The 24064-nt window shown below is 70.0% G+C and carries 23 protein-coding genes; 10 read left to right on the top strand and 13 right to left on the bottom strand.

Annotated elements, in window-relative coordinates:
- Positions 1 to 43 precede the first annotated feature (43 nt).
- From AB0P08_RS08540 to AB0P08_RS08525, 4 genes are all read right to left on the bottom strand, one after another.
- Positions 44 to 1363 (bottom strand): FtsX-like permease family protein, encoded by a 1320-nt coding sequence (locus AB0P08_RS08540; RefSeq protein ID WP_363589336.1) that lies wholly within the window; start codon positions 1361 to 1363, stop codon positions 44 to 46.
- Positions 1360 to 2055, bottom strand: a complete 696-nt coding sequence (locus AB0P08_RS08535) for an ABC transporter ATP-binding protein (protein ID WP_187663968.1) — start codon at positions 2053 to 2055, stop codon at positions 1360 to 1362. The genes AB0P08_RS08540 and AB0P08_RS08535 overlap by 4 nt, the downstream gene beginning before the upstream one ends.
- Before the next feature lie 99 nt (positions 2056 to 2154).
- Complete coding sequence (locus AB0P08_RS08530; protein WP_363589334.1) at positions 2155 to 3234, bottom strand: GNAT family N-acetyltransferase; 1080 nt, start codon at positions 3232 to 3234, stop codon at positions 2155 to 2157.
- Between the two features lie 109 nt (positions 3235 to 3343).
- Positions 3344 to 3628, bottom strand: coding sequence for a hypothetical protein (locus AB0P08_RS08525; RefSeq protein WP_187663970.1), 285 nt, complete (start codon positions 3626 to 3628; stop codon positions 3344 to 3346).
- A gap of 519 nt (positions 3629 to 4147) precedes the next feature.
- On the opposite strand from AB0P08_RS08525, the gene smc reads away from it, so the two are divergent.
- Complete coding sequence (gene smc / locus AB0P08_RS08520) at positions 4148 to 7693, top strand: chromosome segregation protein SMC (protein WP_363589332.1); 3546 nt, start codon at positions 4148 to 4150, stop codon at positions 7691 to 7693.
- Positions 7694 to 7740: 47 nt separating this feature from the next.
- Here smc and AB0P08_RS08515 read toward each other — a convergent pair whose 3' ends face one another.
- Together AB0P08_RS08515 and AB0P08_RS08510 are read right to left on the bottom strand one after the other, a co-directional pair.
- Positions 7741 to 8157 (bottom strand): hypothetical protein, encoded by a 417-nt coding sequence (locus tag AB0P08_RS08515; protein ID WP_363589330.1) that lies wholly within the window; start codon positions 8155 to 8157, stop codon positions 7741 to 7743.
- Between the two features lie 17 nt (positions 8158 to 8174).
- Positions 8175 to 8495, bottom strand: a complete 321-nt coding sequence (locus AB0P08_RS08510) for a hypothetical protein (RefSeq protein WP_363589328.1) — start codon at positions 8493 to 8495, stop codon at positions 8175 to 8177.
- A 28-nt stretch (positions 8496 to 8523) separates the two neighbouring features.
- Between AB0P08_RS08510 and ftsY the strand changes: the two genes are divergently transcribed.
- Together ftsY and AB0P08_RS08500 are read left to right on the top strand one after the other, a co-directional pair.
- A complete protein-coding gene (gene ftsY, locus AB0P08_RS08505; protein WP_025103328.1) occupies positions 8524 to 9396 on the top strand; it encodes a signal recognition particle-docking protein FtsY in 873 nt (290 codons plus the stop codon).
- 43 nt (positions 9397 to 9439) lie between these two features.
- Entirely contained in the window at positions 9440 to 9940 is a 501-nt protein-coding gene (locus AB0P08_RS08500; RefSeq protein WP_363589326.1) for a DUF2004 domain-containing protein, read from the top strand.
- A 10-nt stretch (positions 9941 to 9950) separates the two neighbouring features.
- Here AB0P08_RS08500 and lipA read toward each other — a convergent pair whose 3' ends face one another.
- On the bottom strand, positions 9951 to 10940 hold the full coding sequence (gene lipA, locus AB0P08_RS08495; protein WP_187663973.1) for a lipoyl synthase: 990 nt from the start codon (positions 10938 to 10940) through the stop codon (positions 9951 to 9953).
- The gene (lipB, locus tag AB0P08_RS08490; protein WP_187663974.1) at positions 10937 to 11587 is read right to left on the bottom strand and encodes a lipoyl(octanoyl) transferase LipB; all 651 of its coding nucleotides are present in this window, start codon (positions 11585 to 11587) and stop codon (positions 10937 to 10939) included. The genes lipA and lipB overlap by 4 nt, the downstream gene beginning before the upstream one ends.
- A gap of 87 nt (positions 11588 to 11674) precedes the next feature.
- Between lipB and AB0P08_RS08485 the strand changes: the two genes are divergently transcribed.
- From AB0P08_RS08485 to ffh, 4 genes are all read left to right on the top strand, one after another.
- Complete coding sequence (locus tag AB0P08_RS08485) at positions 11675 to 12262, top strand: TetR/AcrR family transcriptional regulator (RefSeq protein WP_292797627.1); 588 nt, start codon at positions 11675 to 11677, stop codon at positions 12260 to 12262.
- Positions 12263 to 12328: 66 nt separating this feature from the next.
- Complete coding sequence (locus tag AB0P08_RS08480) at positions 12329 to 12931, top strand: hypothetical protein (RefSeq protein WP_363589323.1); 603 nt, start codon at positions 12329 to 12331, stop codon at positions 12929 to 12931.
- Entirely contained in the window at positions 12928 to 13437 is a 510-nt protein-coding gene (locus tag AB0P08_RS08475) for an RNA polymerase sigma factor (RefSeq protein ID WP_363589321.1), read from the top strand. The genes AB0P08_RS08480 and AB0P08_RS08475 overlap by 4 nt, the downstream gene beginning before the upstream one ends.
- Before the next feature lie 13 nt (positions 13438 to 13450).
- Entirely contained in the window at positions 13451 to 15013 is a 1563-nt protein-coding gene (gene ffh, locus AB0P08_RS08470) for a signal recognition particle protein (RefSeq protein ID WP_187663977.1), read from the top strand.
- A 12-nt stretch (positions 15014 to 15025) separates the two neighbouring features.
- On the opposite strand, the gene AB0P08_RS08465 is transcribed toward ffh, so the two are convergent.
- Complete coding sequence (locus AB0P08_RS08465) at positions 15026 to 15934, bottom strand: EamA family transporter (protein WP_363589320.1); 909 nt, start codon at positions 15932 to 15934, stop codon at positions 15026 to 15028.
- A 78-nt stretch (positions 15935 to 16012) separates the two neighbouring features.
- On the opposite strand from AB0P08_RS08465, the gene AB0P08_RS08460 reads away from it, so the two are divergent.
- The gene (locus AB0P08_RS08460; protein WP_363589318.1) at positions 16013 to 16888 is read left to right on the top strand and encodes a LysR family transcriptional regulator; all 876 of its coding nucleotides are present in this window, start codon (positions 16013 to 16015) and stop codon (positions 16886 to 16888) included.
- Between the two features lie 160 nt (positions 16889 to 17048).
- Here AB0P08_RS08460 and glpK read toward each other — a convergent pair whose 3' ends face one another.
- From glpK to AB0P08_RS08445, 3 genes are all read right to left on the bottom strand, one after another.
- Complete coding sequence (gene glpK, locus AB0P08_RS08455; protein ID WP_187663980.1) at positions 17049 to 18563, bottom strand: glycerol kinase GlpK; 1515 nt, start codon at positions 18561 to 18563, stop codon at positions 17049 to 17051.
- A 36-nt stretch (positions 18564 to 18599) separates the two neighbouring features.
- Positions 18600 to 19373 carry an MIP/aquaporin family protein gene (locus tag AB0P08_RS08450; RefSeq protein ID WP_187663981.1) on the bottom strand — a complete coding sequence of 258 codons (774 nt, stop codon included), beginning with the start codon at positions 19371 to 19373 and terminating at the stop codon, positions 18600 to 18602.
- Between the two features lie 92 nt (positions 19374 to 19465).
- Entirely contained in the window at positions 19466 to 21175 is a 1710-nt protein-coding gene (locus AB0P08_RS08445) for a glycerol-3-phosphate dehydrogenase/oxidase (RefSeq protein ID WP_187663982.1), read from the bottom strand.
- Between the two features lie 102 nt (positions 21176 to 21277).
- Here AB0P08_RS08445 and AB0P08_RS08440 point away from each other — a divergent pair, with 102 nt between their 5' ends.
- Positions 21278 to 22249 (top strand): sugar-binding transcriptional regulator, encoded by a 972-nt coding sequence (locus tag AB0P08_RS08440; RefSeq protein WP_187663983.1) that lies wholly within the window; start codon positions 21278 to 21280, stop codon positions 22247 to 22249.
- A 12-nt stretch (positions 22250 to 22261) separates the two neighbouring features.
- Here the strand turns inward: AB0P08_RS08440 and AB0P08_RS08435 are convergent, their stop codons facing one another.
- A complete protein-coding gene (locus AB0P08_RS08435) occupies positions 22262 to 23413 on the bottom strand; it encodes a glutamate--cysteine ligase (protein ID WP_187663984.1) in 1152 nt (383 codons plus the stop codon).
- Between the two features lie 208 nt (positions 23414 to 23621).
- Between AB0P08_RS08435 and rpsP the strand changes: the two genes are divergently transcribed.
- Entirely contained in the window at positions 23622 to 24059 is a 438-nt protein-coding gene (gene rpsP / locus AB0P08_RS08430) for a 30S ribosomal protein S16 (protein WP_363589316.1), read from the top strand.
- The last annotated feature ends 5 nt before the right edge of the window (positions 24060 to 24064 follow it).

Below are 24064 nucleotides of genomic sequence, written 5' to 3'. Positions count from 1 at the left end.
CCCGCGCGCGTGGCGGGCCGGATGCACCCGGCCCGCCACCGTCTCACGCCGGGGCGAAAGCACGATCCAGCAGCGGACGGGTCGCCCAGGTGCTCGCCCACACGACTCCGATGCCGACGGCGACGACGGTCGCGATCGTCATCAGCGAGAGGGGCGCGACGATCAGCGCGATCCCCACCAGCGGGAACACGAGCACCGCAGCGCACAGCCCGGATCCCACCGCCGTGACGAGCAGCGGCGACATGATCGCGCGACGGCGCGCGCGGTCCACGGTCTCGACGGGCATACCCAGGTGGTGCAGGCTCCGGTGCAGGTCGCTCTTGTCGAGCACATCCGAGGCCTGATTCACACCGACGGAGGCGGCAACCATGAGGAACGACCCGATGAGGGTGATGATGAGCCCGGTGCGGATGTCCTCCGCGAGCGCAATGCTGGACGGATCGTCGCTCGCCCCGATCGTGTCGAGGAGCGCGACGCCGGTGCCCGCGAAGACGGCCATGAAGCTCGCCATCGCGATGCCGCCGACCTGACGCCAGGCTGCTTTCGGAGAGTCGAGAACGAGGCGAGCGGCGAGCAGCCGCTCCGGGCGCTCCGCCCGCCGGAGCTGGCGCCCCGCCGAGACCTTCAGCACCCACGGACCGAGCAGATTGAGGACGCTCAGCGCGAGGGCGAACATCGCCGCGAGCACGGCGATCGTCGCCACGACTCCGCCGATCATCGGGAAGACCTTGATGAGCACGAACGCGATGGCGATGCCCGCGACCGCGATGACGGCGCGGATCCAGTGCACGCTCGTCGGCGCCGTGCGCGTGCGGACGCCGAGCGGCGAGATCACGACCCGACGCAGCCCCACGACGGCGCTGCCCGCGGCGAGCAGCAGGACGCCGCCCACGACGGCGGCGATCATCACCGGGGAGAGAACGACCGCAGCCAGGCCGAGCGGCTCGCCGCGGAACGGTATCAGACCGATGAGCGGACTCAGGGCCAGGTGACCCGCGATACCGATGACGGCGCCGGCCGCAGCGACCAGGACGGATTCGACGACGGTTGCCGTCGTCACCCCGCCGGGCGTCACGCCGAGCAGACGAAGAGTCGAGAGGCGCTCGTCGCGGCGCCGTGCCGAGAGCCGGGCGGCGGCGCCGCCGAGCGAGGTCAGCGGCACGACAAGCAGGACGAGAGCGATGGCGGCGAGGCCCTGATAGAGAACAGCCTCGTCGTCGGTCCAGGTCCAGAAGGCCTGGGCCCCGCCGACGACGGTGAGGACCAGGGTCGTGACCACCGCGAAGGCGACGATCGGCAGCGCGAGGACGCTGCGCTGTCCGGGAGCCGGACGCAGGAGCAGGCCGAGGACGGAGAGATTCATGCGTTCACCGCCGAGCCGAGGATGCGGCCGTCCCGGACGGCGACGGTGCGCGTGCAGCGTGCGGCGACGTCGGCGTCGTGCGTGACGACGATGAGGGTGCGGCCCTGCCCGGTCGTGGACCAGAGGAGAGCGTCCATGACCTCGGCGGAGGTGTGCGAATCCAGAGCGCCGGTCGGCTCGTCGGCGAAGACGAGGTCCGCACCCGTCGCCTGGGCTCTGGCGATGGCCACGCGCTGGGCCTGTCCTCCCGACAGCTCGCCGATGCGCCGTTCCTCCATGCCGCCGAGACCCAGTGCCGCGAGCCACGACGCCGCGTGGGGGAGGGCGTCCTTCTTGGCGACACCGTTGATCATCGAGGCGAGCGCGACGTTCTCCACTGCCGTCAGCTCGGGGATCAGCAGTCCCTGCTGGAAGACGAACCCGAATCGCTCGCGACGCAGCCGGGAGCGCGCCGCCTCGCCGAGCGCGGTCACCTCGATGGGCGTTCCGGTGGACGGGTGGAAGACCACGCGCCCGCTGTCCGGGGCGGTGATGCCCGCCAGCACGTGCAGGAGTGTGGTCTTGCCCGACCCCGACGCTCCCATGATGGCGACGGATTCGCCGCGGTGCACGGTGAGGTCGACTCCGGCGAGGGCGTGTGTGACGCCGTAGGTCTTCACGAGGGCGTGGGCTTCGATCACGGGAGTGTTCATGTTCCCAGCCTCGCCGGAGACCTGTGCCGGTGTCGTCGGTCAGGCGGATGAAGCTGAGCGGCAGCCGTCATCCGGGAGGATGACGGCTGCCGCTCGTCCTCAGATCTTCTTCTGCCACGCGCCCGCGTACGACACGGGGACGAAGCCGATCGCCTCGTTGATGTCGAGCATCGGCCGGTTCTCCTCGGCGTTGAACGTGGAGACCACGTCCGAATCCGGGACGAGCTCCCGCCACCGCAGGAGGTTGGCGCACTTCACGATCGTTCCGAGGCGATGGCCGCGGTGGTCCTTGGCGACCAGCGTCCCGAACTGGTGGGTGGTCCCGGTCTTCTCCGCACCGATCAGCAGCTCGTTGTACGCGACGAGGGTGCCGGACGGGACATGCTTCACGGCGACCACGGACACCGTCTGGCCGGCGCCCGTGAGACGAGCATCGCGGCGGACGACCCGATCGGCGTCGTAGACCTCGGCGACGAAGTCCATGTCGCCACTGGGGGCGTCGGTCGACAGTCGGGCGAGCACCGCGGCGTATCCGTCGCGGAACTCCGGCGGGGTGGGCAGCTCCCACTCGACCACGCGGTAGTCCGGACCCGCCGCCGTGAGCGCCGCGCCCAACGCGCGGCGCAGGGGCTCCGGGTCGGCACGCAGGTCGAGCTCGCTGTTGCGCTCCACCTGCTCCAGCGTGAAGCCGCGGGCTTCGACGACGTCGCTCAGCGCTGTCGCCGGGATGCGCCCCCATCCCGTGCGCGGCTGGAGCATGCGGTCGGCCTCCTCGGGGCGGTGGAGGGTCCAGATCTGCAGGACGCTCCGGCCGCGCTCCCTGGCCTCGGTCTCGGCGCGGTCGAGCAGCGCGTCCTCGACACCGCGCCCGGTGTGGGCGGCCGGGACGAGGAGGTCGAGCTCGGCGGCGTGCGCGTCCTCCTCCTGTGCGAAGGACACCGTCACCATGCCGATGATGTCGTCCCCCTCGCGCGCCACGAATCCGAGGTCCAGCGCATCGGAGTCGTCCTGCCAGTTGGGCAGCATCTGCGCGGCGTCAGGGGCGAGGTCGGGGAGGCCGACCTGCTCGTCGCAGATCTGTCGATTGAGGTCGCCGTAGGCGCGGAAGTCCGCGGCGTTCGCATCGGCGAGGGTGGCCGGGACGATCAGCGGCGTGATCGTCAGTGCGGCGGTCGTCATGTCGGGTCCTTCGTGTCGGAGGGAGGAGGAGGTGCCGGGTGACCCGGCGCCCGTCCGCAGGTGTACGGACGGACGCCGGGTCGGCGTCGATGCGGTCGTCATCGCCCGGTCAGCGCATCCCGCGCTGCATGTCGTGCATGAGGAGGGCGTGCGCCTCCGCAGCCGAGCGGTGACGCTGCTCTCCGACGAGGAACAGGTCGCCGGGATCGACGGTCCACGACCGGCGCGGACGCCGAGGCCGCTGCGCCCGCTGGAACAGCCAGAGGCCGATCCGGAGCGAGAGGCGGTCCGCGATGCCGAGCTGACGCAGCTCGTCGTCGCGGGGGATCTGGAGGACCTCGCGGTCCTCGGTATCGGGCGGATGGGTGGTACTGCGTGACAGCGTGATGTTCACGGTGGTTCCTTCGAAAGGGATGGATGGGGTGCGGAAGCACCACGTCAGGACCGAGTCGTCGGCCGCGACGGGTGCGGACGAGAGCAGCGCCTGTGGAGCCGCGGAATGCGGAGGCCGGAGGCGGGGATCCATGATCCGAGGGGATCAGAGGGTGGGACGCGACAGGACAGGCGGGAGAAGACCCGGATCGGGTCTGCGTTCCCAGGCTGCGGTTCTAGCCGAGCGAGCCGTGACGGACGCCGGCGGTCACCGATGCCGCGTGGCGCGGCGCAGAGTGCGCAGGCGCGGCGAGGCCAAAGACCTCTGCGGTGTGCTGAGTGATCATCATCGGTAACCTCCTTTCGTGTGGCGATCCGGAGGCCACCGTAGCGAAACTCACAGGAGATCGTCAAGCATTTCGTGCTAGCACCGGCGTGTCGTGATCGAGCCGGGGTCCGTGACGACCGCGCGGGATACCGGCCGTTCCGCGGGATTCCGGTAGCGTAGCGGCGTGAATCTCCCCGGACGAGCGGTCGCCCCATGCACCTGAAGAGCCTGACGCTCAAGGGGTTCAAGTCGTTCGCACAGCCGACGACCTTCGTGTTCGAGCCCGGCGTCACGTGCATCGTCGGACCGAACGGCTCCGGCAAGTCCAACGTCGTCGACGCCCTCGCCTGGGTGATGGGGGAGCAGGGAGCGAAGACGCTCCGCGGCGGGAAGATGGAGGACGTCATCTTCGCCGGCACGTCGACCCGCGGCCCCCTCGGGCGTGCCGAGGTACAGCTCACCATCGACAATGCGGACGGCGCGCTGCCCATCGAATACGCCGAGGTGACCATCAGCCGCACGCTGTTCCGCAACGGCTCCAGCGAATACGCCATCAACGGGGAGGGCTGCCGTCTCCTCGATGTGCAAGAGCTGCTCAGCGACTCCGGCCTCGGCCGCGAGATGCACGTCATCGTGGGTCAGGGACGGCTCGACACGGTGCTCCAGGCCTCGCCGGAGGATCGACGCGGCTTCATCGAGGAGGCGGCGGGCATCCTCAAGCACCGTCGGCGCAAGGAGAAGACGCTGCGCAAGCTCGACGCGATGGAGGCCAACCTCACGCGTCTGAGCGATCTCGCGGGGGAGATCCGCCGCCAGCTCAAGCCGCTCGGCCGCCAGGCCGAGATCGCGCGCGAGGCGCAGACCATCGCCGCCGTCGTGCGCGATGCCAAGGCCCGACTGTTCGCCGACGACGTCGTGGCGCTGCGCACAGCCCTCGCCGATCACACCCGGACCGAGCAGGAGCGGCACACCGAGCGCCTGGTGCTGTCCGACCAGGCCGAGACCGTGCGCGCCGGGATCGCTCGACTGGAGAAGAACCAGAACTCGATCGCCGTCGACGAGGCGCGCAGCGTCGCCTTCGGGCTCGAGCAGGTGCAGGAGCGGGTGCGCGGGCTCTACACGCTCGCCAACCAGCGCCTCGCGCTCCTCGGGTCCGAGGAGGACGACGCGGCCGTGACCGCGGTGACCGTCACACAGGCGACGATCGACGAGGCGAAGGAGGACATCGAGACGATCTCATCCGGCCTCGGCGATGCGCAGGACGCCGCGGCTGCGGCGAGTCGCGAGGTCGTGAACGCCCGCGCCGAGCTCGACACGCTCGACGTGGACATCGCGGAGCAGAGCGCGCTCGTCTCCGAGTACGACATGCGGCTCTCCTCTCTCCGCGGGAACGCCGATGCGGCCGCCTCGGCGTTGGCCGCGGTCCGCGGCGCGGTGCTGCGCCAGGAGAACGCGCTGGAGGCCGCGCACGCCCGACGACGCGAGGCCGAAGAGGCCCTGGAGGCGATCGACGAGGCGGAAGCTCCCGAGGGCACGGCCGTCGAGTATGCCGCCGCCTACGAGAGCGCCCAGCGTGCGGCGACGGCGGCGGAGGCGGAACGCGAGAGCCTGCGCGAGCGGCTGCATGCGGCCGAGCGCGAGGTCGACGCCCTCACCGCGAAGGCCGCCGCCCTGAGCAGTGCCCTGTCGCTGTCGGGAGGCGCCGCCGAGATCGTCGCCGAGGGGGGTCCAGGGGTCCGCGGTCTCGTCGGTGATGCCGTGCAGGTGCGGGCGGGATACGAAGCCGCGATCGCGGCCGTCCTCGGTCCGCTGGCCGAGGGTGTGCTGGTCGGTTCCGCGGAGGATGCGTTCATCCTCGCGGCGGAGGCCGCAGAGCGCCGCCGGGGCGTGGTCGACTTCGTGGTCGCCGATGCCCCGAGGGAGCAGCCGACACCCCCGGCCGTCGACGGCGTGATCGCCGCGACGGAGACGGTGACCGCGCCGGACGGGATCCTCGGCATCCTGGCGCACGTTCTCATCGCCGACGACCTCGATGCGGCGCGTGCCGCGCGGCGCGTTCTCGACGCGAGAGGCGACACCTCGACCACGATCGTGACCACCGGCGGCGACGTCATCACCGCTCAGACCCTGCGCACGGGTTCCGGAGGGGAGCGTTCGCGCCTCGAACTCGCGGCGGAGCGGGACGCCGCGACCGAGCGGCTCACCGAGATCCAGATCGTCGTCGACTCCCTCCGCGAGGCGCGTATCGACGCCGACGAGGCCGTGGAGGAGACGCGGCGTCAGGCGAAGGACGCGCTGCGCGCGTTGCGCGAGCACGACGCCGCCCTCGCGACGCACGCGGAGCAGCTCAACAAGGTGACCGTGCGTCACGAGGCCGCTGTCGCCGAATGCGATCGCCTGGAGACCGGACTCGCCCAGGCGCAGGCCGCCGTGGCCGACGCGGAGGCGAAGGCGGAGGCGGCGAAGGCGGAGCTCGATGCCGCGGTCGCCGCGCCGCGTCCGGTGCTCGACGCCTCGGCGCGCGACGGTCTGTTGGAGGCACTGGAGAGCGCCCGCGAGGGCGAGGTCCGGGCTCGTCTGGAGGTCGAGACCCTGCGGGAGCGGGTCCGGGCGGCGCAGTCCCGGGTGACCGCGTTGGAGCGGCAGCGCGAGCAGGAGCGGGACGCCGCGGCAGAGGCCGCCCGACGCGCCGTCATCCGCCGGGCGCAGCGCGAGGCGGCATCCGGAGTCGTGGACGAGCTGCCGCGCATCCTCGACTCCCTCGACCGCTCCGTCACCGAAGCCCGCGTGGCGCTCGCGGAGGCGGAAGCCGCCCGGTCGGCGCAGAACGAGGAGCTCGTCGCGCTGCGTGCCCAGGAGTCGTCGCTGCGCGAGCGCCTGGCCGGGCTCACGGAGAGCGTGCACGGCCTGGAACTGCAGATCCACGAGAAGAAGCTCCACCTGAACAGCCTGTTGGAGCGCGTGTCCTCGGAACTCGCGCTCGACGAGGACGTGCTCGTCGCCGAGTACGGGCCGGACCAGCTCGTGCCGCGGGATCCCGGGGCGGAGCCGGCCGATGGCGAGCTGCTCGACGACACCGCGATCCCGTTCGACCGCCGCATCCAGCAGCGGCGTCTCGCGGACGCGGAGCGGAAGCTCGCGCAGCTCGGGCGGGTCAACCCGCTGGCGCTGGAGGAGTTCGCCGCCCTGGAGCAGCGTCACGCGTTCCTCACCACGCAGCTCACGGACCTGACACAGACCCGGCAGGATCTGCTGACCATCATCGCCGACCTCGACGAGCGCATGCAGACGATCTTCGCCAGCGCGTTCGAGGACACCAAGGAGGCCTTCGGCCAGGTCTTCCCGCTGCTGTTCCCCGGCGGCACCGGCAGCATCTCGCTGACCGATCCGGACAACATGCTGACGACGGGGATCGAGGTCTCGGTCCGTCCCGTCGGGAAGAAGATCGAGCGGCTGTCGCTGCTGTCCGGCGGAGAGCGGTCGCTGGCCGCGGTGGCGCTCCTGGTGGCGATCTTCAAGGCGCGTCCCAGCCCGTTCTACATCCTCGACGAGGTCGAGGCCGCCCTTGATGACGCGAACCTGGGCCGGCTCCTCACCGTCTTCGAGCAGCTGCGGGAGAGCTCCCAGCTCCTCGTCATCACGCACCAGAAGCGGACGATGGAGATCGCCGACGCGCTCTACGGCGTGTCGATGCGTCAGGACGGCGTCTCGGCCGTGGTGGGTCAGCGCGTCGGCGACCGCGCCGCCGCCGCCGTCTGAGTCCTGCCGCCCTCCCTCGGCGGGCACAACTGCGGAGATCGTGGCCCTCATCCGGCGTGTCGATGGTCGGATCCGGCGTGTCGCCCGCGGTCTCCGACGCTGGGACCGGACGGACGGGGCCGGGTCAGATCGCGAGGGAGCGTTCGAAGCCCGTGATCACAGTCGGGAAGTCGGGATGGTCGTGCGGGGCGGTGAGCGTAGCCGGGGAGCATCATGTGGTCGGCTCCGACGTCGACGAGCCTGCTGGCGATGATCTCGTACTCCTCGTTCCATCCGCCGGTGACCACGAGGGTCGGCACGCCGGCGAGACAACGCTCCCGGATGCCGTGACCCCAGGGGAGGTTCGTGGTCGCCCACCGCTGCGCGACCACGCGCTCGTCCTCCCAGCGCTCCCGGGCGGACGGGCCTCCGAACATGAGCGGGCGCAGGATGGACCAGAAGCCGAAGAGGTCGCCCTGCCTCACCCTCGCCCGTGCCTCCGTCACCACCGCGATATGCCGCTCGATCGGAGCTTCACCGCGGGCGATGTCGTACAGGGCGGGCTCGACGAGGACAAGGCCGGAGACCGCAGGCCGTCGGCGACGGCGCGGACGGCGGTCACCGCGCCGATCGAGTGCGCGAACACGAGCGGCGTCCGGTCACGCTCTCCCTCGACGAGAGAGCGCGCCTGCGCTTCGATGTTCGAGTCCTGAGGGAAGCTGAGGAAGGTCCCCGACTCCGGATCCTGCGAGGGCCACGCGGTGGTGCCGCGTCTCCCGGCACCGTGCAGGAACACCCGGTGCGGGAGCGGCGCGCGGTGCATCCCTGGATGCTACCCGTAGGCTGGACGCATGGCAGAGAAGTCCTGGTCTCTCGGTCGCGCGCTGCGCGGCATGTTCGTGAAGCCCACCATCGACGAGACGACGTGGGAAGACCTGGAGACGGCGCTCATCACGGCGGACTTCGGCCCCGACATCAGCGAGCGCATCGTCGAAGAACTGCGCGACAAGGTCGCGAAGTACCGCACCACCGACCCCAAGGACCTTCAGCGCATGCTGCGGGAGACCCTGGAGGAGCACTTCGCGAAGTTCGACACCACTCTGAAGCTCACCGAGCGGCCCGCCGTGGTCCTCGTCGTGGGTGTGAACGGCGTGGGCAAGACGACGACGATCGGGAAGTTCACGAAGTTCCTTCGCGGCTACCAGCGGAGCGTGGTGGTGGGGGCTGCCGACACCTTCCGTGCGGCCGCCGTCGACCAGCTCGCCACCTGGGCCCAGCGCGGGGGAGCGGCGATCGTCCGCCCGCAGCAGGAGGGGCAGGACCCGGCCTCCGTCGCCTTCCAGACCGTCGAATACGCCAAGCGCGAGGGCATGGAGATCGCGATCATCGACACGGCGGGGCGGCTGCACACCAAGGGCGGTCTCATGGACGAGCTGGGCAAGATCCGCCGCGTCGTCGAGAAGCAGGCCCCGATCAGCGAGGTGCTCCTCGTCCTCGACGCCACGACGGGGCAGAACGGGGTGATGCAGGCGGAGACCTTCCTGCAGCACGCGGGAGTGACGGGGCTCGTGCTCACCAAGCTCGACGGCTCGGCCAAGGGCGGCTTCGTGCTCGCCGTGCAGGAGCGGACGGGCATCCCGGTCAAACTCCTCGGACAGGGCGAGGGCATCGACGATCTGACCGGTTTCACGCCGCACGTGTTCGTGCAGGCGCTGGTCGGCTGACACAGGGCTTCCGCCCCGAGCACCAGGCTGGTTTCATAGCGTTATGGCGATCGAACACGACTACTTCGGACTGCTGTCGTCGGGCCCCGACGGCTCGATCTTCTGGTCGGAGACGGTCGAGCTCGGCGACCAGAGCGTGACCGTGGACCTGACGGCTCCGGACCAGGACGACGTCTCCGCCGACGCCCTCGACATCGCCGCCGGACTCATCGCCGGTCTGGAGAACGTGGACGCGACCGCGCGCCGCGGAATGCTCGCAGAGGTGGACGACCGCACGAGTGAGGTGACCGAGTACATCCTGCAGCAGCAGGAGGTGTTCGGCGACGACCTCCCCGACGTCCTCATCGACGTGTCCGGGGACGCGGCCGTGGACATCATCCGGTCGCTGCGCCTGATGAGCATGACGATCCTCGCGGACGAGCACGGCGGCTCCGAGCCGTTCGTCGTCCTGGAGTACGCGCTCGATGACAGCGCCACCGACGACGTGCTGCTCGTGAACCTCGGTTCCGACGGCAGCGTGCAGTCGGTGATGAGCGCCGACTGACCGCCGCCCGTCAGACGGCCTGCGCGAACCCGAGGTCGGCGCTGTCCGCGATGTGCGCGAGATGAGCGGGGATCTCCCGTCCCTTCGAGGTCATCGACTGCGCCCAGAGCCGCCCGGCGCGGTACGAGGAGCGCACGAGAGGACCGGCGAGCACCCCGAGGAAGCCGATCCGCTCCGCCTCCTCCTTGAACTCGACGAACTCGGCGGGCTTCACCCACCGGGAGACCGGAAGGTGCCGCGGCGTCGGGCGGAGGTACTGGGTGATGGTGATGATGTCGCAGCCGGCGTCGTGGAGGTCCTGCAGCGCCTGGACGACCTCCTCCGGCTCCTCGCCCATGCCGAGGATGAGGTTCGACTTCGTGATGAGTCCGGCATCGCGAGCCTGCGTGAGCACGTTCAGCGAGCGCTCGTAGCGGAACGCGGGGCGGATGCGCTTGAAGATGCGGGGCACGGTCTCCACGTTGTGCGCGAACACCTCGGGGCGTGCATCGAAGATCTGGCCGAGGAAGGCGGGGTCGGCGTTGTGCTCGTTCGCCAGCAGCTCCACTCCGGTGTTCGGGTTGAGCTCGTGGATCTTCCGCACCGTCTCGGCATTGAGCCAGGCTCCGGTGTCGGGGAGATCGTCGCGGGCCACGCTCGTCACGGTCGCGTAGCGGAGGTTCATCCGCTGCACGCTCTCGGCGACGCGTCGTGGCTCGTCGGTGTCGTAGTCGGCGGGCTTGCCGGTGTCGATCTGGCAGAAGTCGCAGCGGCGCGTGCACTGCGACCCGCCGATGAGGAAGGTCGCCTCGCGGTCTTCCCAGCACTCGTAGATGTTCGGGCAGCCGGCCTCCTGGCACACAGTGTGCAGGTCCTCGCTCTTCACCAGGGAATGCAGCGCCGAGTACTCCGGCCCCATCTTGGCCTTGGTCTTGATCCACTCGGGCTTGCGCTCGATCGGGGTCTCGGCGTTGCGGATCTCGAGGCGGAGGAGCTTGCGCCCCTCGGGTGCGGCGGTCATGCCGGGACTCCTGTCAGGTCGGGTGCGTGGGCGGTGCGGAAGGCGTCCTGCACGGCGTCGACGAGGTCGAGCGGGCCGACCACGCGGCCGGACACCTCGCTCACCGTGGTCACGCCGGCGTCGGTGATGCCGCAGGGGATGATGTCGCGGAAGGGTGCGAGGCTGTTGTCGCAGTTGATGGCGAAGCCGTGCATGGTCACGCCCTGCTGCACGCGCACACCGATCGCGGCCACCTTGTCCTCCGACAGCGGTCGACGCACCCACACCCCGCTCCGCCCCTCGACCTGGTGACCGTCGACCCCGAACGGGCGCAGCACCTCGATGAGGATCCGCTCCAGACGCCGCACGTGCGCGACCACGTCCATCGGCTCCGGCAGCCGGAAGATCGGGTAGCCGACGAGTTGCCCCGGCCCATGCCAGGTGATCTTCCCGCCCCGGTCGACGTCGATGACCGGGGTCCCGTCCTGGGGGCGCTCGTGATCCTCCGTGCGCTTCCCCGCGGTGTACACGGCCGCGTGCTCGAGCAGGATGAGGGTGTCCGGGCGGGCGCCGGAGACCACGTCCGCGTGCACGCGGCGCTGCAGGGCCCAGCCCTCTTCATAGGGGACGGGGGTCGGCATGAAGCCGGGAGTGAGGATGTCGAGCATGCGTCGTCGCTTCCCTCGAATACATGGATTGCGTCCAACAATACATCCTCGTCCGGGCCGCGGCGTCCCGCGCGGTACCGTGAAGTCATGAACCGGACTGGTCGCGCCGGCCGCCCGAAGGCTTCCTCGCGCGAGACCCTCGCCGAGGCCGCCTGCGAGCTCTTCCTGGAGCGCGGGTACGAGGCCACCTCCATCGCCGACATCACCCAGCGGGCGGGGGTCAGCCGGTCGAGCTTCTTCAATTACTTCACGTCGAAGAGCGACGTGCTGTGGTCCGGCATCGACGAGCGCATCGGCGTCGCGATCGCCGCGCTGGACGACCTCGGCCGCGAGGCCACGGGGGCGCGGGTGCGCGGGATCCTGCAGGGGATCGTGGACGATTTCGCCCCGGATCCGTTGGCGTTGGCGCTGCGGAATGCGGAGGCCATGGCGCTCGAGGTGGAGCTGGTGCGGGAGACGGGTGTCCGTCTGGCCCGCCTCGCCGCCGCGGTCTCCCGTGCGGCGTGCGCGGCGGGTATCGATGTGATGCGTGCGGACGTGCTGGGAGCGGCGCAGGCGGCCGCCGTCCTGTCCGCCCTGCGCGTCTGGGCCGAGGAGGGGGCAGGCCGCGGCACACCCGAGTCCGTCCTCCGCGAGGCGCTCGCCCGCGTGCACGATCTGCCCTGGGGGGAGTGACGCGCGGACGGATCGGTGTCGGCCGGACACGTCAGTGATGAAGGCATCCCTGACGAGGAGGACACCATGACCACGGATCCGCTGGACGACCTGCTGGACGGCTCGGCGCCGCCCACCCCCGCCCTCGCTGGACACGAGCTGCGGGCGATGATCGACGCGTCCCGTGGGCGCGCTCGGCCCCGCCTCCGGTCGCGCGGTGTGATCGCCGCGGTCACGGCGGTGGTCCTGGTGGGCGGCGCCGGGGTGGCCACCGCCTCCTCCGACTGGCTCTGGGGCGACGGCCTCGAGGATCCCGCGCGGAGCTACCGGTTCACCGCGCCGACCTGGGGAGAGTGCGAGATCCGCTTCAGCCGCCTGGACACGCACAGCCCGCTGATCCAGGCCGATGTCGATCGTGTGATCGATCAATGGTTCACCTCGGCGGATGTGGAGGCGGAGGCCGCGCCCTACGTGGACGGCCAACTGCGGATGCTCGAGCAGGGCGACGAGGCCGCGGGTGTTCCGACGACGGATCAGAATGCGGCGGACACCCGCGCCTGGATGGCTCATGAGGGCGCGTTGAACGAGGCGCTCCACGCCGAACTCGAGGAGCACGGGTTCGGTCCGATCCCCGGAGCCGACTCCCACTCCCAGGTGCATTGCGACGACGAAGCCTGGAGCGGCGAGTGAGCAGCCGTGCCGACGACGCGGCGCTGATCGGCGCGTTCGAGGCGTGCGCCCCGGATCTCCTGGCCTACCTCGCGCGTCGGGTCGGGGCGGATGACGCCGGCGACCTGCTCGGCGAGACGATGGTCGTCGCCTGGCGGCGCGTCCGGCATCTGCCCGACGACCCCGAACGGGCGCGGATGTGGCTGTTCGGAGTCGCTCGCAAGACCCTGCTCAACCACGCCCGCAGTGAGAGGCGTCGGCGCGCCCTGCACGAACGGGTGCGGGGAGAGGGAGAGGGATCCCGGCTGCAGGCACCGCCGGCGGACGGGGGCGCGGAGGTGCGCGACGCCATCGCCCGCCTGGATCCCGACCTCGCGGAGGTCATCCGCCTGGTGCACTGGGACGGATTCAGCCTGACCGATGCGGCCGCACTGCTCGGGGTCCCCGCGTCCACGGTCCGGGGGCGTCACCAGCGGGCCAAGACGCTGCTCCGTGCCGCGCTGAGCGTGGAGGCTCCGCTCGCGTAGAATCGTAGGCACCATGGCTACCTTTGGCACGCTCTCCGATCGGCTCACCGACACCTTCCGCAACCTGCGCACGAAGGGAAAGCTCACCGCCGCCGACGTCGACGGCACGGTGCGCGAGATCCGTCGTGCTCTGCTCGACGCCGACGTCGCGCTCGCGGTCGTCAAGGACTTCACCGCCAAGGTGCGCGAGCGCGCTCTCGGCGACGAGGTCAACAAGGCGCTGAACCCCGCGCAGCAGGTGGTGCAGATCGTCAACGAGGAGCTGGTCCAGATCCTCGGCGGGGAGCAGCGGCGCCTGCAGTTCGCCAAGACCGCACCGACCGTGATCATGCTCGCGGGCCTTCAGGGCTCGGGAAAGACGACGTTCGCCGGAAAGCTGGCCAAGCAGCTCGAAGGAGAAGGGCACACGCCTCTGCTCGTCGCCGCCGACCTCCAGCGCCCGAACGCGGTGAACCAGCTCCAGGTGGTCGCCGAGCAGGCCGGAGCCACGGTGTACGCGCCCGAGCCGGGCAACGGCGTCGGCGATCCCGTCAAGGTGTCGCGCGACGGCGTCGAGCACGCCCGCCGCCAGCAGCACGACGTGGTCATCATCGACACCGCCGGCCGCCTCGGCGTCGACGCCGAGCTCATGAAGCAGGCCGCCGACATCCGCAAGGCCGTCGACCCGGACGAGGTGCTCTTCGTCATCGACGCGATGATCGGTCAGGACGCGGTCAACACCGCTAAGGCCTTCCAGGAGGGAGTGGACTTCACCGGCGTCGTCCTCTCGAAGCTCGACGGCGACGCCCGAGGCGGAGCGGCGCTCTCGGTCGCCTCGGTCACGGGGCGTCCGATCATCTTCGCCTCGACGGGCGAGCGGCTGGAGGACCTCGAGCCGTTCCACCCCGATCGTATGGCCAGCCGCATCCTCGACCTCGGTGACATCCTCACCCTCATCGAGCAGGCGCAGCAGGCGTTCGACGAGGACGAGGCGCGCAAGGTCGCCGAGAAGCTCGCGAACGAGGCCTTCACCCTGGAGGACTTCCTCGAGCAGCTTCAGCAGATGAAGAAGATGGGCTCGATGAAGAAGATGCTCGGGATGCTCCCGGGCATGGGGCAGATGAAGCAGCAGCTCGAGGACTTCGACGAGCGCGAGATCGACCGCACCGAGGCCATCATCCGCTCCATGACGCCGGTCGAGCGTCGCAACCCCAAGATCCTCAACGGTTCCCGTCGTCTGCGCATCGCGCGCGGCTCCGGCATGACCGTCACCGACGTCAACCAGCTCGTGCAGCGCTTCGAGCAGGCCGCGAAGATGATGAAGACCGTCGCTCGTGGCGGCACGCCGAACATCCCGGGCATGGGTCCGGTGCCCGGAATGGGCAAGCCCGGGGCCTCGTCGAAGCGCGGCAAGAAGGGCAAGGGCGGCGGCGGAAACCGCTCCCGCTCCGGCAACCCGGCGAAGCGCGCTGCGGAGAACGCCGGCCTCGCGGCTTCCACGGCACCCACCGGCTCGGGCTTCGGCCTCGGCGGGGGAGCGGAGGCACCGTCGGAGGCCGACCTCGCCGAGATCCAGAAGCTGTTCGGCAAGGGCTGAGCGGCTCGGGAGTCAGCGCACCGCCACCGGCGCGACCGATTGCTCGACCGCGGTGGTCTGCGTCTCTCGCGGCCGCGCCGCGAACTGCCCGCCGACGAGGGCGGCGAGCGTGATCAGGATGCCCGCCACCTGGACCGGGGTGAAGCTCTCGCCGGCGATGAGCACGCCGAGCAGCGTCGCGACGATCGGCGAGAGCAGTGCGAGGAGGCCCGGCACGATCACGGGCAGGCGCTGGATACCGCGGAACCAGAGCGTGTAGGCGATGATCCCTCCCGCTGTCGCGAGCCAGAGGTAGCCGAGGAGCGCATCCGCGTCGAGAGCAGGAGGCGGGCCCTCGACAACGAAGGTGAGGGGGAGAAGCAACAGCCCTCCCGCCGTGAGCTGCCACCCCGCGTAGGCCACGGGACCGACGCCGGAGGGGCGGCCCCAGCGCTTGGTGAGGATCATCCCGAGGCCGGTGGCGGTCACGCCGCCGAGAGCCGCGACGAGGCCCCAGAAGTCCAGCGCGGCGGCAGGGCCGAGGACGACGAGGGCGACCCCCGCTGCCCCGGCGACGGCGGCGGCGGCGGATACCGGTCGGACACGTTCCCCGAGCACGAGCGCTCCGAGTCCTAGCACGATCAGCGGCTGCGCTCCGGCGACGGCGGCGGCAACCCCACCGGGGAGGCGTTCGGCCGCAAGGAACAGCAGCGGGAAGAACGCGCCGATGTTCAGGGCCCCGAGCACGAGCACCTTGCCCCACCAGGACCCGTGCGGCAGACGGCGGGCCAGCAGCACCGCGAGGAGACCCGCAGGAAGCGAGCGGAGGAGGCCGGCGAGGAGCGGATGTCCGGCGGGGAGCAGCTCCGTCGTCACCAGGTACGTCGTACCCCACGCCGCGGGGGCGAGAGCCGTGACGAGGGTGAGGGTGAGGCGGTTCATGTCTCCAGGGTGCGCGCATCCGGGGTATGAGTCCAACGCATTCTTGTCACACGATCTATGAAGCGAGATCATGAGTGGATGGAGCTCCAGCACCTGCGGTATGTCGTCGCTGTGGCGGACACCGGTTCGTTCACCCGCGCGGCGGAGCGCTGTCATGTCACGCAGTCGGCGCTCAGCCACCAGGTCGCCGCTCTCGAACGCGAGTTGGGCGTGCGGCTGTTCGCGCGCACCAGTCGCAGCGTCCGCGCGACCGAGGCCGGAGAGGCGTTCCTCCGCCCCGCGCGTCTGGCGGTCCGCGCCGCAGACCAGGCCCGGGAGGATGCGGCGGCGGCGAGCGGGAAGGTGGTGGGCACGTTGCGACTGGGCGTCATCCCCACGGTGTGCGCTGTCGACGTCCCGGCGCTCCTCGTGGCCTATCGCGCCGCGCATCCAGCCGCCCGCGTGGAGCTCCGTGAGGGGAACAGCGATGCGCTCGTGGCGGCGATTCGTCAGGGCGATCTTGACGCCGCATTCCTCGGGCTCCGGGAGGGCGTGGAGCCCGAGGGGGTCGCCTCCCGCGCGCTGTCCCGGGAACCGCTGGTGGCCGTGGTGCCCCGCGGGAATGAGCTGCGCCGGGCGAGGGAGGTGCAGCTGAGCGACCTCGCGGACTCCGCGTTCGCCGACTTCCCCGCCGGCACGTCGGGGCGAGCGCAGAGCGACGCGGCATTCCTGGCCGCGCGGGTGCGGCGTGATGTGGCTTTCGAATCCGACACGGCCGCGAGTCTGATCGGTCTGGTCGCTGCGGGCCTCGCCGTCACCCTGCTGGCGCCCGGGGTGGTGCGGGGGTACCGGGAGGTCGTCGACACGGTGGCGGTCCAGGATGGCCCGGTCCGTGTCGAGCACTTGGCCTGGGACGCCGCGGCGCCGCGCAGCGCCGCGCGCGCGTTCCTCGACATCGTCGCGGCAGCCTCCTGAGACCCTGTTCCGGCTGCACGACCCCAGAACGGATGCACGATGGAACCGCCGGAACGGGTGGGCAACCGTATTCGGATCGTGCAGGTGAACGGGCGGATGGCGGCCCGGAGACGACGAAGCGGGCCCGGGAAGAACCCGGACCCGCCTCGTCATGCGGTGATCAGCGCACGTCGTCGTCGACCCAGTCCATCGACTTGGTGACGGCCTTGCGCCACAGGCGCAGCTGACGGTCGCGCTCATCCGCGTCGAGCGAGGGCTCCCAGCGGCGGTCCTCCTGCCAGTTCGCGGACAGGTCGTCGAGACCGCTCCAGAAGCCGACCGCGAGACCGGCCGCGTAGGCCGCACCGAGCGCCGTGGTCTCCGCCACGACCGGACGCACGACCGGGACACCGAGGATGTCGGCCTGGAACTGCATGAGCGCGTCGTTGGCGACCATGCCGCCGTCGACCTTGAGCTCGCTGAGGTCCACTCCGGCGTCCGCGTTGACCGCGTCGAGCACGTCACGGGTCTGGAAGGCCACGGCCTCCAGGGCGGCGCGCGCGATGTGGTTCTTGTTCGCGTAGCGGGTGAGGCCGACGATCGCGCCACGGGCGTCCGGACGCCAATACGGGGCGAAGAGACCCGAGAACGCGGGGACGATGTACACGCCGCCGTTGTCCTCGACCTTCTCGGCCAGCTCCTCGACCTCAGGGGCGGAGGAGATGATGCCGAGCTGGTCGCGCAGCCACTGGATGAGCGAGCCGGTGACCGCGATCGACCCCTCCAGCGCGTAGTGCGTGGGCTGGTCGCCGAGCTTGTAGCCGACGGTGGTGAGCAGTCCGTTCTTCGAGCGGACGATCTCCTCGCCCGTGTTGAAGATGAGGAAGCAGCCCGTGCCGTAGGTGTTCTTGCTCTCGCCCTTCTGGAACGCGGCCTGGCCGAATGTCGCCGCCTGCTGGTCGCCGAGGATGCCGGCGATCGGTGTCTCGCGCAGCAGCGACGAGCTCTCGGCGGCGCCGTAGACCTCGGAGGAGGAGCGGATCTCCGGCATCATCGAGCGCGGCACGCCGAACGCCTCGAGGATGTCGTCGCGCCATTCCAGCGTCTCGAGGTCCATGAACATCGTGCGCGAGGCGTTGGTGACGTCGGTCGCGTGCACGCCGCCATCGATGCCGCCCGTGAGGTTCCACAGGACCCAGGAGTCGGTCGTGCCGAAGAGCAGGTCTCCGGCCTCGGCCTTCTCGCGAGCGCCTTCGACGTTCTCCAGGATCCAGGTGATCTTGGTGCCGGAGAAGTACGTCGCCAGGGGGAGCCCGACGATCGACTTGAACCGGTCGACGCCCTCGTCGCCCGCGAGGCGGTTGACGATCTCCTGCGTGCGGGTGTCCTGCCAGACGATGGCGTTGTAGACCGGCTTGCCCGTGGTCTTGTCCCACACGACCGCGGTCTCGCGCTGATTCGTGATGCCCACGGCGGCGATGTCGTGGCGGGTGAGATCGGCGCGACCGAGGGCCAGACCGATCACCTCCTGGACATTGCGCCAGATCTCGGCGGCGTCGTGCTCGACCCAGCCGGCCTTGGGAAGGATCTGCTCGTGCTCCTTCTGACCGGTGGCGACGATGCTGCCCTTCTTGTCGAAGATGATCGCGCGGCTCGACGTGGTGCCCTGGTCGATCGCGATGATGTAGTCAGCCATGTGTTCTCCTTTGAATTCCCGAGCGGTTGAGGGGGATCAGCCGGCGAGGCTGAGAAGGCCGGGGGCGGCGAGGGCGGCGATGACACCACCGATGAGCGGACCGACGACGGGCACCCACGAGTAGGACCAGTCGCTGGAACCCTTGCCCTGGATCGGGAGGATCGCGTGGGCGATGCGGGGACCGAGGTCACGCGCCGGGTTGATGGCGTATCCGGTCGGACCACCGAGCGATGCACCGATCGCGACCACCAGCAGGGCGACCGGAAGAGCGGTGAGCGGGCCGAGGCCACCGGGCGTGCCGACCTCGATGTCGCCGTAGTCCGCGAACGCGAAGATGACGAAGACGAGGACGAAGGTGCCGATGATCTCCGTGACGAGGTTCCAGCCGTACGAGCGGATGGCGGGGCCGGTGGAGAAGACGCCGAGCTTGTTGGCGGCCTCCGGCTCCTGGTCGAAGTGCTGCTTGTAGGCGAGCCAGACGACGATGGCACCGATGATCGCGCCGAGGAGTTCCGCCCCGGTCGCGGTGAGGAACATCGTGAAGTCGATGCCCTTGGCGGGATCCAGCAGGTTCTGCACCCAGAGGCCGATACCGACGGCCGGGTTCAGGATGGCACCGGAGTACGCCGAGACGAGCACACCCGCGAACACCGCGAGACCCCATCCCCAGTTGACCATCAGGAAGCCGCCGCCGAAGCCCTTGTTCTTCGCCAGAGCGACGTTCGCCACCACACCGCAGCCGAGCAGGACCAGCATCGCTGTGCCGACGAGCTCCGAGAGGAAGTAGAGACCGAGATTGACGTCAGTCATGTCTTCGTTGACCTTTCTTGCGGGTCGGGGCCCCTCTGCCCCGACCCCTTATGGGGTAGCACCGCGAGGAGGGCGCGGTGGTCGGGGCCCCGTCAGCCGCGGGTGCGGGACGGGATGTCGAGTCCGTGTCGCTCGTTCAGCAGCAGGCGCGTCTGCTCCACCTCGGCGTCGTGACGCTCTCGGTCCCATCCGAGGAGCGGTGCCAGGGCGTCGGCGATCTCGTCGAGGACTTCTGCCTGCGCTCCACCGGTGAAGGCGATGCTGGTGCGGCGGAGGATGACGTCCTCGAGACGGGCGACCATCTCCTCGTTGACCATCCACTCCAGCTCACGGGTCGACAGGTCGCCGCCGGCGAGGGGGGCGTCGTCCCCCTGCTCGACGAACGCCCAGACGGCCGCCGCTCCGGTGCCGTAACGGGCGAGGAGCTGATCGGCCCGAGCGCCGGCGCCGGCGAGGTTCTCCTGGATCCAGATCCGCTTCGCCTTCTCGGTGCGCGGGAACTCGCGTCCGCCGCCGATCGCGCGTCCGGCCGTGGAGACGGTGCGCGTGCGGCCGAGGAGGCCGAGCACGGTGTCGGAGAGCGACTCTCCCAGGGCGCGGAACGTGGTCCACTTGCCGCCCACGAGGCTCACCAGCGGGACGGCGCCCTTGCGGTCGACCTCGACGCGGTAGTCGCGCGAGACGAATCCGGGAGCGGTGTCCTCGTGGCGGGGGAGCGGCCGGATGCCGGAGAAGTTGTAGACGATCTGCTCGCGGGTCACCGAGATCGACGGGAACACGTGGTGGATGAGGTCGAAGAAGTAGTCGATCTCCTCCTCCGTGCACACCGGCACCTCGCGCGGGTCGGCGTCGATGTCGGTGGTGCCCACGAGGACGCGCCCCTTGAGCGGGTAGATCAGCACGATACGGCCGTCGGAGTGCTCGAAGAAGATCTCGCGACCTCGCGTCGCCTCGAGCAGCTCCGGGTGGTCGAGCACGATGTGCGAGCCCTTGGTGCCGCCCATGAAATGGGTGTCGGTGCCGAGCGCGTCGTTCGTGAGGTCGGTCCACGGGCCGGAGGCGTTCACGACGACATCCGCGGTCACGGTGAACTCGGTGCCGCTCTCGCGATCACGGAGGGTGATCTGCTCGCCGTCGCGGCCGATCGCCTCGACGTAGTTGAGAGCCACCGCACCCGGGTGGCTCGCGCGGCCGTCCTGCAGCACGTCGAGCGCCAGGCGCTCCGGATCGTGCATCGAGGCGTCGTAGTACGTGGCCGTGTACTTGATCTTCGGGTCCATCGACGGCAGCTCGGCAAGGGACTTCTTGCGTCCGAGGAAGCGGTGGCGGGGCACGGTGCCGCCGTCGCGGGAGAACGTGTCGTAGATGGTGAGGCCGACCTTGATGAGGAAGGCGCCGCGCTCCTTCGGCTTCCCGCTCTTGTGCGTGAGGAACCGGAGGGGAGCGGAGAGGATCCCCGAGAACGTGGAGTAGATCGGGATCGTCGTCTGCAGCGGCTTGACGTAGTGCGGGGCGATCTTGAGCAGGCCGTTGCGCTCTTCCACCGACTCCCGGACGAGGCGGAACTCGCCGTTCTCGAGGTAGCGGATGCCGCCGTGGATCATGTGGCTCGAGGCCGCGGAGGCACCGGAGGCGAAGTCGCCGCGTTCGACCAGGACGACGTCCACACCCTGCAGGGCCAGATCACGGAACGTCGAGATGCCGTTGATGCCGCCGCCGATGACGAGGACGCTGGTGCGCCCGGATTCCCGGAGCGCGCGGACCGCGTCCCGCTCCGGGGACGTGTGGGTGGAATCGATCATCATCGACCCTCTCTTCCTTGCTTGCCACCAGCATCGACCTCCGTGACGCCGCGCGCAAGCTGGCTGCACATATGTGCAAGGATCGAGGGAGAGGAGGTCATCATGGCGGGATCCGGAGCACCGTCGCGCGACGGGAAGCTGATCGCCGCGCTCACGGCCGCGCAGCTGTACTACATGCAGGACAAGACCATGGAGGTCATCGCGCAGGAGCTCGGCACCTCCCGGTCGTCCGTGTCGCGGTTGCTCAGCTTCGCGCGGGAGAGCGGCCTCGTCGACATCCGGATCAACTCCCCCCTGGAGCGTCTGGGAATGCTCGAGCAGCGCATCAGGGATCGGCACCGCGTGGTGGCGCACGTCGTGCCGATGGCGGAGATCGTGAGCGAGGTCGAGCGACTGGAGCGCGTGGCGCTGACCGCAGGACGCCTCCTGTCCCAGTTCGTCGACTCCAACATGATCGTCGGCGTGGCGTGGGGATCGACGATCAGCGCGGTCAGTCGCGGTCTCACCCAGAAGGAGACGCACAACACGACGTTCGTGCAGCTCAACGGCGCCGGGAACACCCAGACCAGCGGTGTGGAGTACTCCAGCGACATCCTGCAGCGCTTCGGCAGCGCGTTCGGTGCGCAGGTGCAGCAGTTCCCCGTGCCCGCATTCTTCGACGACCCCGCCACCCGGGAGGCTATGTGGCGCGAGCGCAGCACCCGCCGCGTGCTCGATCTGCAGGCGAAGATGGACATCGCCGTGTTCAGCCTCGGGTCTCCGGCGGCGGAGGTGCCCAGCCGCGTCTACGTCGGCGGTTACCTTGGGCGGGAGGACTACCGCAGTCTGCGGGAGGACCATGCGATCGGTGACGTGGCGACGGTCTTCTTCCGTGCCGACGGCTCCTGGCGCGACATCCGGCTCAACGCGCGGGCGACGGGGCCGGGACTCGACCGGCTCCGGAGGGTGCCGCGCCGCGTGTGCGTCGTCTCGGGTGTGCCCAAGCTCGCGAGTCTGCGGGCGGCGATCGCCGCCGAGCTGATCACGGATGTGGTGCTCGACGAGGGTCTCGCACGTCGACTCGTCGAGGACTGAGTCGCGTCCGCGTCACTCGCCTTCGATCGACGACTGCGGTCCGGTCCGGAACTCCCGGATGAGGTGCTGGACCACGGCGCGGAGATCGCCGTCCGTGGCGTCGGCGACCGCGAGCTGACGCGCATAGCTCGCCCCTCCGTCGAGGATCGACGCGATGCTGCCGAACTCCCGGACGCACCCGAGCTCGACGGCGACCGGGGCCAGTTCCTCGATCTTCTCGGTGAGGTGCTCGCGAACGGGGCGCTGCGTGCCGATCGTGTCGACGATGACGCGCGCGTCCAGACCGTATCGGGCCGCGCGCCACTTGTTCTCGCGGTGGAACCAGGCCGGAAGATCGGGCAGCGCCGCGCCTTCGTCGAGAAGTCGGGAGAAGTGCTCGACGAGGACCTGCACGAGCGCGGCGACCGCGGCCATCTCGGACAGCGTCGAGAGGCCGTCGCACGCGCGGACCTCGATCGTGCCCCAGCGCGGAGCGGGGCGGATGTCCCAGCGCACCTCGGTGGCGTCGGCCATCACACCGGTGCGGACCATGTCGTCGAGGTACCGCTCGAACTCCGACCAGTCCCGGAGCGGCCAGGGCAAGCCCGCCGTCGGCAGCTGCTGGAAGACGAGCGCGCGGTTGGAGGCGTACCCCGTGCGCTCCCCGGCCCAGAACGGACTGGACGCCGACAGGGCCTGGAGATGGGGAAGATACGCCGACAGCGCGTTGATGATGGGGAAGACCTTGCGCTGCTCGTCGACGCCCACGTGCACGTGGATGCCCCAGATCATCATGTTGCGCCCCCACCACTGGGTGCGCTCGATGAGGCTGTGATAGCGGGTCTTGTCTGTCACCGACTGGTCGTACCACTGGGCGAAGGGGTGGCTTCCGGCGGAGAGCAGCTCGATACCGGCCGGATCGGTGGCCGACCGCACCGCCGCGATCGCGTTCGCGATGTCATCGACGGCGTGCGCGACGGAATCGCCGATCCCGCTGGTCACCTCGATGGTGTTCGTGAGCAGCTCGCCGGTGACGGTGTGGCGCTCGTCCTCGCTCTCCGCCTCCAGCGCGGCGAGGAGCTCCGGTGCGCGACCGACGAGATCACCGGTCTCGGGATCGGCGAGCATGATCTCCCACTCGAGACCGACGGTGGAGCGGGCCGAAGCGGCGAAGTCGAGCTGCACGGGGACAGTCTGACACGGCCCAGGGCCGACTCCGCAACGCCGTGTCGCCGGGTTTCGCGCCCGGCGCGCGCATCTGGCAGAATAGAGGGTCGGACGACGTGCTCGACCCTCTATCCAGCACTCGTCCTCCTCATTTGAGCTTCCGCCGGGTGTGCACCCCACGCTCCAGGCGACCGGTTCGTTTCCTTCCACACCATTCAGGAGAATCGTGGCTGTCAAGATTCGTCTCAAGCGCATGGGCAAGATCCGCGCGCCGTACTACCGCATCGTCGTCGCCGACTCGCGCACCAAGCGCGACGGTCGTGTGATCGAGGAGATCGGCAAGTACCACCCCACGGAGGAGCCCTCCTTCATCGAGGTCGACTCCGAGCGTGCGCAGTACTGGCTCTCCGTCGGCGCGCAGCCGACCGAGCAGGTCACCGCCATCCTCAAGATCACGGGCGACTGGGGCACCTTCAAGGGTGACAAGGACGCCAAGTCCACCCTCAAGGTCGCCGAGCCGAAGGCCGCCTTCGAGGCCGACGCCTCCAAGAAGTCCGTCGTGAAGCCCAAGGCGGAGAAGAAGGAGGAGGCCCCCGCTGCGGAGGCCCCCGCCGCTGACGCCGACGCGGAGGCCGCTGAGGCTTCCGCCGCCGACGCCGAGTAATCCAT

The organism is Microbacterium meiriae (assembly GCF_040686935.1).
Lineage (GTDB): Bacteria > Actinomycetota > Actinomycetes > Actinomycetales > Microbacteriaceae > Microbacterium > Microbacterium meiriae.
The sequence above is the reverse complement of the archived record's forward strand: the minus strand, read 5'-3'. Positions and strand labels throughout refer to the sequence as shown.

Coding starts and splice junctions, on each gene's coding strand:
- AB0P08_RS08540 (WP_363589336.1), bottom strand. CDS start 1,363: ATGAATCTCTCCGTCCTCGGCCTGCTCCTGCGTCCGGCTCCCGGACAG.
- AB0P08_RS08535 (WP_187663968.1), bottom strand. CDS start 2,055: ATGAACACTCCCGTGATCGAAGCCCACGCCCTCGTGAAGACCTACGGC.
- AB0P08_RS08530 (WP_363589334.1), bottom strand. CDS start 3,234: ATGACGACCGCCGCACTGACGATCACGCCGCTGATCGTCCCGGCCACC.
- smc (WP_363589332.1), top strand. CDS start 4,148: ATGCACCTGAAGAGCCTGACGCTCAAGGGGTTCAAGTCGTTCGCACAG.
- AB0P08_RS08510 (WP_363589328.1), bottom strand. CDS start 8,495: ATGCACCGCGCGCCGCTCCCGCACCGGGTGTTCCTGCACGGTGCCGGG.
- ftsY (WP_025103328.1), top strand. CDS start 8,524: ATGGCAGAGAAGTCCTGGTCTCTCGGTCGCGCGCTGCGCGGCATGTTC.
- AB0P08_RS08500 (WP_363589326.1), top strand. CDS start 9,440: ATGGCGATCGAACACGACTACTTCGGACTGCTGTCGTCGGGCCCCGAC.
- lipA (WP_187663973.1), bottom strand. CDS start 10,940: ATGACCGCCGCACCCGAGGGGCGCAAGCTCCTCCGCCTCGAGATCCGC.
- lipB (WP_187663974.1), bottom strand. CDS start 11,587: ATGCTCGACATCCTCACTCCCGGCTTCATGCCGACCCCCGTCCCCTAT.
- AB0P08_RS08485 (WP_292797627.1), top strand. CDS start 11,675: ATGAACCGGACTGGTCGCGCCGGCCGCCCGAAGGCTTCCTCGCGCGAG.
- AB0P08_RS08480 (WP_363589323.1), top strand. CDS start 12,329: ATGACCACGGATCCGCTGGACGACCTGCTGGACGGCTCGGCGCCGCCC.
- ffh (WP_187663977.1), top strand. CDS start 13,451: ATGGCTACCTTTGGCACGCTCTCCGATCGGCTCACCGACACCTTCCGC.
- AB0P08_RS08465 (WP_363589320.1), bottom strand. CDS start 15,934: ATGAACCGCCTCACCCTCACCCTCGTCACGGCTCTCGCCCCCGCGGCG.
- AB0P08_RS08460 (WP_363589318.1), top strand. CDS start 16,013: ATGGAGCTCCAGCACCTGCGGTATGTCGTCGCTGTGGCGGACACCGGT.
- glpK (WP_187663980.1), bottom strand. CDS start 18,563: ATGGCTGACTACATCATCGCGATCGACCAGGGCACCACGTCGAGCCGC.
- AB0P08_RS08450 (WP_187663981.1), bottom strand. CDS start 19,373: ATGACTGACGTCAATCTCGGTCTCTACTTCCTCTCGGAGCTCGTCGGC.
- AB0P08_RS08445 (WP_187663982.1), bottom strand. CDS start 21,175: ATGATCGATTCCACCCACACGTCCCCGGAGCGGGACGCGGTCCGCGCG.
- AB0P08_RS08440 (WP_187663983.1), top strand. CDS start 21,278: ATGGCGGGATCCGGAGCACCGTCGCGCGACGGGAAGCTGATCGCCGCG.